The sequence below is a fragment of the Blautia sp. OF03-15BH genome (genome assembly GCF_003463065.1).
GTDB lineage: Bacteria > Bacillota > Clostridia > Lachnospirales > Lachnospiraceae > Limivivens.
In genome coordinates, this window is sequence record NZ_QSCM01000036.1 from 1 (window position 1) to 6,122 (window position 6,122).

Annotated in this window: 11 protein-coding genes and 1 pseudogene; 1 reads left to right on the top strand and 11 read right to left on the bottom strand. The window is 36.8% G+C overall.

Translation table 11 applies throughout. The annotated features are described in order from the left end of the window. Together DXA57_RS16935 and DXA57_RS16940 are read right to left on the bottom strand one after the other, a co-directional pair. Positions 1 to 159 (bottom strand): annotated as a pseudogene (locus tag DXA57_RS16935) (MarR family transcriptional regulator); the annotation flags it as partial. A gap of 143 nt (positions 160 to 302) precedes the next feature. Continuing rightward, a complete protein-coding gene (locus DXA57_RS16940) occupies positions 303 to 635 on the bottom strand; it encodes a winged helix-turn-helix transcriptional regulator (RefSeq protein WP_008373705.1) in 333 nt (110 codons plus the stop codon). A gap of 140 nt (positions 636 to 775) precedes the next feature. Between DXA57_RS16940 and DXA57_RS16945 the strand changes: the two genes are divergently transcribed. Continuing rightward, entirely contained in the window at positions 776 to 1,129 is a 354-nt protein-coding gene (locus DXA57_RS16945; protein ID WP_020993869.1) for a cupin domain-containing protein, read from the top strand. A 103-nt stretch (positions 1,130 to 1,232) separates the two neighbouring features. Here the strand turns inward: DXA57_RS16945 and DXA57_RS17370 are convergent, their stop codons facing one another. The 9 genes from DXA57_RS17370 to DXA57_RS16985 form a co-directional block, all read right to left on the bottom strand. Next, positions 1,233 to 1,379, bottom strand: a complete 147-nt coding sequence (locus DXA57_RS17370; RefSeq protein WP_199612776.1) for a hypothetical protein — start codon at positions 1,377 to 1,379, stop codon at positions 1,233 to 1,235. A gap of 47 nt (positions 1,380 to 1,426) precedes the next feature. Beyond that, on the bottom strand, positions 1,427 to 2,143 hold the full coding sequence (locus tag DXA57_RS16950) for an AAA family ATPase (protein ID WP_117768423.1): 717 nt from the start codon (positions 2,141 to 2,143) through the stop codon (positions 1,427 to 1,429). A gap of 114 nt (positions 2,144 to 2,257) precedes the next feature. Next, on the bottom strand, positions 2,258 to 3,268 hold the full coding sequence (locus DXA57_RS16955; protein ID WP_117768424.1) for a helix-turn-helix domain-containing protein: 1,011 nt from the start codon (positions 3,266 to 3,268) through the stop codon (positions 2,258 to 2,260). Positions 3,269 to 3,417: 149 nt separating this feature from the next. Beyond that, positions 3,418 to 3,606: a hypothetical protein gene (locus DXA57_RS16960; protein WP_005342828.1), complete on the bottom strand. Its 189-nt coding sequence runs from the start codon at positions 3,604 to 3,606 to the stop codon at positions 3,418 to 3,420. Positions 3,607 to 3,633: 27 nt separating this feature from the next. After that, a complete protein-coding gene (locus DXA57_RS16965; RefSeq protein ID WP_009319994.1) occupies positions 3,634 to 3,969 on the bottom strand; it encodes a DUF3784 domain-containing protein in 336 nt (111 codons plus the stop codon). Between the two features lie 60 nt (positions 3,970 to 4,029). Further along, positions 4,030 to 4,353 carry a hypothetical protein gene (locus DXA57_RS16970; RefSeq protein ID WP_004613237.1) on the bottom strand — a complete coding sequence of 108 codons (324 nt, stop codon included), beginning with the start codon at positions 4,351 to 4,353 and terminating at the stop codon, positions 4,030 to 4,032. Between the two features lie 66 nt (positions 4,354 to 4,419). Beyond that, positions 4,420 to 4,935, bottom strand: a complete 516-nt coding sequence (locus tag DXA57_RS16975; RefSeq protein WP_009244780.1) for a GNAT family N-acetyltransferase — start codon at positions 4,933 to 4,935, stop codon at positions 4,420 to 4,422. A 30-nt stretch (positions 4,936 to 4,965) separates the two neighbouring features. Further along, positions 4,966 to 5,427 carry a hypothetical protein gene (locus DXA57_RS17615; protein ID WP_243005829.1) on the bottom strand — a complete coding sequence of 154 codons (462 nt, stop codon included), beginning with the start codon at positions 5,425 to 5,427 and terminating at the stop codon, positions 4,966 to 4,968. Further along, on the bottom strand, positions 5,385 to 5,636 hold the full coding sequence (locus DXA57_RS16985; RefSeq protein ID WP_117768425.1) for a hypothetical protein: 252 nt from the start codon (positions 5,634 to 5,636) through the stop codon (positions 5,385 to 5,387). The genes DXA57_RS17615 and DXA57_RS16985 overlap by 43 nt, the downstream gene beginning before the upstream one ends. Between the last annotated feature and the right edge of the window lie 486 nt (positions 5,637 to 6,122).

Here is a 6,122-nt window from a genome sequence, read left to right on the forward strand (position 1 = left end):
GAAGCGGAATGGCGCTCCGTTCCTCTGGAACGGATGCGCAGTTCTTGCGTAATATGCACCATTAAACGCATCAATATTCTTTTCACTGAGAATCTTCTCGAAAATCCGGTCTCCAAGCTGTTTTATTTTGGTAACAAGAAATCCTCCATTCATTTCCATACAAAAGCTCCTATATAGTAGTTTATTAAAAACATACTATATAGGAGCTTTATTGTCAACAGTTTATATGTCTTAATAGGTAAATTCCGTTTTTTTCAATTCTCCAAACTGGAATTGTTCAAGCTTTTCAAATACTAACGTCCTTAATTCTGTTCAATAATTGATTTATAGTAGTTACCAAAGTCAGCAAGTGAATTAACAATTGGAAGCATTTTTGTCCCGAGTTCCGTTAAGCCGTATTCAACTCTCGGTGGCTGCTCATGGTAATCGTGGCGATATGCCAGCCCATCACTCATCATTTGTCTTAAACTATCTGTCAAAACCTTTTGTGAAATACCATCTATACTTCGTTGTAGCTCATTAAATCTCCATGGACGCTCTTTCAAGTTACGCAAAATCAGCAGTTTCCATTTTCCTCCGATAAGAGATACTGCTGTTGCAACTGGGCATTCCGGTAATTCTTCTTTTGCTCTCATAATTCTCACCTCCGAGTCTATTGTAACACATTCATTTTTGAGTGTACAGTTACAAAAAGGTGCGTACTTGTTTTTGTATGTGTCTCACACTATACTAATACCAAGCAACCAGAAACTACAAATTAACTATGGAGGTTATTATGGCAAATTACACAAAAACAACTATTGGAAAGGAAAACCGAATTGAGCTGCATGAAAAGTTGTCTTTAACAGGTGCAGAAATCAGTTTAAACGAACTACCTGCAGGAGCAAATGTCCCATTTGTTCATTCTCATAAAGAAAATGAAGAAATCTATGGAATTCTTTCAGGTAACGGCAAAGCCATAATTGACGGAGAAGAAATTAGCCTTTCAACTGGAGACTGGCTAAAAATCGCACCTACTGCAAAGCGTCAGTTTTTTGCATCCGATATTTCTGGAATTACTTATATCTGCATTCAGGTAAAAGAAAATTCTCTGGAACATTTTACAGCAGAGGATGCCGTAATCGGCTAATTAAAAGTATTTATTTACAAAAATGCACAGTTCACGATAAGCGAGACTGTGCATTTCTTTTTGTTCAATATTACGTTTTCTCAATTTTTCAAACAAGAAGTTATCAGTGATTATCTTTTAGAAAACAGCCAATTACAGCGACGCCAAATCCAAGAACACCTAGGACATATCCCCAAAAATTATTTGTTGTCACAGCAATTCCTAAAGGTATTATTGCAATCCCCAATAACTCAATCTTAATTCCTTTCATCGCAAATACCTTCGTTACAAACTTGAAGTTGTCAATTTCTTTATTATCTAATCTGTTAGTAATCTATCCAACAGCATCTGCCTGTTGTTTATAAACATTTCTGTTACCTGGTAGCTCTCTGTATCCTCATATTCGCACAGATGTATGCGTCCATTATCAAAACAATAGATATCTGCATCTGGTATTCCTAACAAAATTGGCGAATGCGTAACTATAATAAACTGTGCTCCCTCTTTTGCACATCTGTATATTTGCATCAACAATGTAAGCTGTCTCTGCGGCGATAATGCAGCTTCCGGCTCGTCAAAAAGATACAAGCCATTTGGATGCAGATTGTTCTGTGCCAATGCGAGAAAACTCTCTCCATGTGATTTTTCATGATATTTGGCAGAAGGATGTGCGAGATCTGCATATTCTTCTTCCTTCGTTGCAACATTATAAAAACTTTCAGCCCTAAGAAAATAACCCCACTTTTCCTTTCGATAACCTTTGGAAATTCTTATCGCATCACACAGCTCTGAATGTGTATCATGCGTAGAAAAAACATAATTCTTTGTTCCACCTTCAGGATTAAAACCATGTGCTACGGCAAGTGCCTCCAATAAAGTTGATTTACCACTGCCATTTTCTCCGACAAAAAAGGTGATTGCTTTGTTGAAATCAAGTTTTTGAATCCCCTTAAAAGCCTTAATTCTCTTTAAATAACTATCGTTATCAATTCTATTCCAATCGAATATTACCCCTTGTAAGAATTGATCATTCATCTAATCACCTTCCTGTAAAAGACACTTTCTAATCCACCAATCCTTCGTTCTAAAGAACTCGGTCAACTGGAATTTCTGGATGCGTATAATATGCGAAAAAAACTTAACTCCATCTTAAATATAGTACTGAGTTTCACTGCCATTCTTTAACACCATTTTCACCACACCAAGCAATGCTGCAAACAAAACACCAGCAACCGGCCATACAATCCATGTAATATCCCAGCTCATCGTCCAGAAACTCCATGCAAGGTAAATCGCTGTAGTCAAGCACCAATATACACCAGAAAACGTGTCAGTCTTTTTCTTAAACAGTTTTTCTTCTTTTGTATATTCGCCTTCCTGAAGAAGGGTATCGTAACTGCTTTTTACTATCCCAACACGAACCAACAGATTCACTCCTATTGCAAGTATGAATAGCAGCAATCCAACGGAAAGGCCGCAACAATAGTCAGACGTTTCCATGGCTCCAGCAATAATTGTCGGAATCACTGCCAGTATACAAAGCACTACCCCAACAGCTGTTCCTCTGATAAAAATCGGTTCATAGGAATCTTTTTTTTCTCGTACTATTCCAGATACACCATACTCTGTTTCAAAGCATTCTTTTTCAAAATGTTCCATATGTGATTCTCGCATTCCATATGTAATAAACAAAAAGACGGCTGCCGCAACCATTCCAAGCAAAAAAACACATCCAAATACTGTTGCCAGAGATTCCGAAACATGAAATACGCCATCTTCTGCCATTGTCACAAGAACAATCAATAATATTGGACTTGAGATGCACATACTTGTTGCGTTTGCCACTACTTTGGATCCATTTCTTTTCATGTCAAGAAATTCATTTGCATTCTCCATAGTTACTTTTTTCAACGGTTCTGCATAGCTTTCAGTACTTTCGTGATAGGTGATATTTTCTGCTTTCATTTCATCTTTTAATAGGTAATCTGTACTAACACAAAATAGCTCCGACATCTGTAAAATTCTTTGCAAATCTGGAACAGCTCCTGCACTTTCCCACTTAGATACTGCCTGTCTGGATACGCCCAACTGATTGGCTAGTTCTTCCTGTGACCATCCATTCTTTTTTCTTTCCTCTGTAATCTTATCAGCTAAAATCATTTTTTTCTCCTTTTGCAGATTTTATGAGCTCAATATAACAGTTTTGCTGTTTGCATTCCACCATTTCAGGCTGTAAATCTGTCAACCAGCAGTTGCAAATCACAAAAGAACTCTATGAATTCCGATTTTCCAACAATACAAGCAGGAAATTATTTATCATCTGTATTGTTTTCCTTTTTCTTATGAGTCGAACCCAAGCAAAGAAATGAAGAACCAAGACATAACCATACTATAGCCATAGAACTTTCATTTCCACTCGTAAAGCCAATAGCTGACGCTATGAAAAACAGAACTGATGCAATGTAAAATAAGATTGATTTGTTTATCCCTTTTTTCATAAATAAGCATCTCCTGCAAACAATAATTTATTTTAATAAATATTTTTTAAACGCTTTATGATTATCAAAGTGGACTTCTCTAAAAAACAGAACTAACCAAATAATATAGGTTGGTATAGCCATATATGGGGTTAAAAAGCAGGATAATGTCGCTCCTGCTAACATTATAACAGTCCATATGAAGCACTGATTTCTTATATCACGAGAGATCTGAGCTTTATCATACATTGCCTGTTCTTCTTTAGAAAATGAATTAAATCCTGAAACAAATTTAGTTGCTTTTTCCTTAAAAATCGCAAATAACACACCTATAATTACAAATGGTATAACCAAAATTATACATGACCAAAATCCTATATTCATAATACATACCTCCTCTTAAAATACCAATTTCTCAGTTTCAAAAACTTGAATTTGACTTGCCTATTTTCTTAAAATCTCATGTGGAGCTTCTATTTCATTTGCCAAGGTATGCTCTGTTAATTCTGACATCAATTTCAATTTTTTATTAATCAATGGTCGCATACAATTAGGAACATGTTCCTGATGCGCTCTGTGGATTGCTACACATTCCTTACAGTTTCCGTGATAACGACAGGCTTTCAGGCAAGGACAGTGATCTTTGTCTTTATACTCCTTACGAAATTCCGCTGCAAATTCTTCTTGCAGTCTCAGTCCCTCGACACGGTTTCCCTTATGAAATTCTACCATTGCATCCAGTTCTTTCTGGTTCCCTTCAATCTTCATGTTATTATAGCGCCTCCATTTCAACTATTCCTCATTTTCTGATAAATTCCCATACAAACTGGAATTTCATAAACGCATTTGCTTCTTAAACGCAAACATTCCCTCATTGCCATCACCGACAAAATCGTCCGGTGTATCCGGCATAGGATGTTTTTCATTAAAAAATTCTGTAATATGAAAGCCGCAGACATTCACATAAAAATGAATGTTGCGCTTATCAAAGTACGGCGTACAGGTTTCCCATACTTTCGTGTTCGGATATATTCGTTCCAATTCAAACCATATCTTCTTACCGATACCATTGCTCTGAACTCCGTTCTTTACAAAAAGCAGGTCAAGATGGTTATGCTGTGTACTCTCATTGATAATAACAACAGCACCGCCCACCATTTCTCCATCGACAACGGCTTTATAGACAGCAGAACCCTCCGCATTCAGCGACTGGTCAATGTCCTTTTCAGGCAGAATAACAGCATCTGTTTTCCCAAAAGCATCTTCAAAACCTTTCTGAAATGCTTCCTGCATATCCGCCTTGTATTGCGTTAATTCTTTTGGTTCTATACAAACTAATTGGAAGGTCATTTTATATCTATCTCCTCAAAAATTCCGATTTCATGATATCATTTCTAATACAGATTTTACCGTATTTTTCAGATTCAGTCCATCTTTTAATCCCAACCGATAGAAAAACTCTTCTGTATCTGCTTCACTGCTGAAAATTGCATTACAGTATTCCGTAATCACTTCTTCCTGTTCTGGGGATAACGTTTCCAGTAATTTCTGGTATTTCTTATCAATCTCACTTACTGGCTCTTTATCCTGCTTTAACTTCCATTCTGAATATGCTTTCCCCATATGCTCTGTAATTATCAGATTCACAAATTCCTGCACTTCCTCTGGTATAGTACTCGTAGATTCCTGTTTATCTTTCTTTTTATCATTTGATTTTTCAAGTGTCGTGTCATCAATATAACGAATGATTTCTCGAATATTTGACTTCATCGACTGCAGATATCCTTTCATCAGCACAGCTACTTTTCTAGCATCCGATTTTTCGGTTTCTTTTTCCAGCATATAAACCTCTTCAAATACTGCTCAACATGTTCCAGACCATAGATCTTGTCCTCTACATAACGGGTTGGTACCCGACCGAGAATCACATAAAAGTTCTTGCTTGCCAGATCGGCATTCATTCTTTCCACCACCCGGTAAGCAAACGAAACTGATAATCCAAAGAGTTCTGCAATGTCTTCCACTGATAAATACATTTTTCTCTTACGCATGAAACCATTCCTTTCCCTCTTCCTGTGGAATCTCACAAGTATCTTCTACTCCGTAGAAACGCTTCACAAAATACTTTGTCGGAACTTTTCCTCTAAGCGTCAGATATCCCTATTCTTCCAGTTCCTTGTTCAGATTTCCGATGATCTCATAAGCCGATGTCTGTTTTACTTCCAAAAGTTCACATATATCGGCTGCCTTTAAAAATAATTTGTTCTGCATAATCAGTACCTCCTGTGTTTTGAATATTTATCTCTTCATATACTTTGTACTTGTGGATGCAAAATCGGACTTCATTTTCCGAAATTTATCAAATTTTCTTGTTTTTTAATTCTCCATCAGTGTGATTACTGTGTCATGGAGTTTAAGCTCATCGAAAGTAAAGAACCTTTCTGTGGTATCTGTTTTCTAAATGCAGGCAACAAAAAAGGGTAATCAAACTTGTTGAGGGTCTCTCTTCGTGAGGGGCAAACTTGAGGGTTTGTCGT

Coding starts and splice junctions, on each gene's coding strand:
- DXA57_RS16940 (WP_008373705.1), bottom strand. CDS start 635: ATGAGAGCAAAAGAAGAATTACCGGAATGCCCAGTTGCAACAGCAGTA.
- DXA57_RS16945 (WP_020993869.1), top strand. CDS start 776: ATGGCAAATTACACAAAAACAACTATTGGAAAGGAAAACCGAATTGAG.
- DXA57_RS17370 (WP_199612776.1), bottom strand. CDS start 1,379: ATGAAAGGAATTAAGATTGAGTTATTGGGGATTGCAATAATACCTTTA.
- DXA57_RS16950 (WP_117768423.1), bottom strand. CDS start 2,143: ATGAATGATCAATTCTTACAAGGGGTAATATTCGATTGGAATAGAATT.
- DXA57_RS16955 (WP_117768424.1), bottom strand. CDS start 3,268: ATGATTTTAGCTGATAAGATTACAGAGGAAAGAAAAAAGAATGGATGG.
- DXA57_RS16960 (WP_005342828.1), bottom strand. CDS start 3,606: ATGAAAAAAGGGATAAACAAATCAATCTTATTTTACATTGCATCAGTT.
- DXA57_RS16965 (WP_009319994.1), bottom strand. CDS start 3,969: ATGAATATAGGATTTTGGTCATGTATAATTTTGGTTATACCATTTGTA.
- DXA57_RS16970 (WP_004613237.1), bottom strand. CDS start 4,353: ATGAAGATTGAAGGGAACCAGAAAGAACTGGATGCAATGGTAGAATTT.
- DXA57_RS16975 (WP_009244780.1), bottom strand. CDS start 4,935: ATGACCTTCCAATTAGTTTGTATAGAACCAAAAGAATTAACGCAATAC.
- DXA57_RS17615 (WP_243005829.1), bottom strand. CDS start 5,427: ATGCTGGAAAAAGAAACCGAAAAATCGGATGCTAGAAAAGTAGCTGTG.
- DXA57_RS16985 (WP_117768425.1), bottom strand. CDS start 5,636: ATGCGTAAGAGAAAAATGTATTTATCAGTGGAAGACATTGCAGAACTC.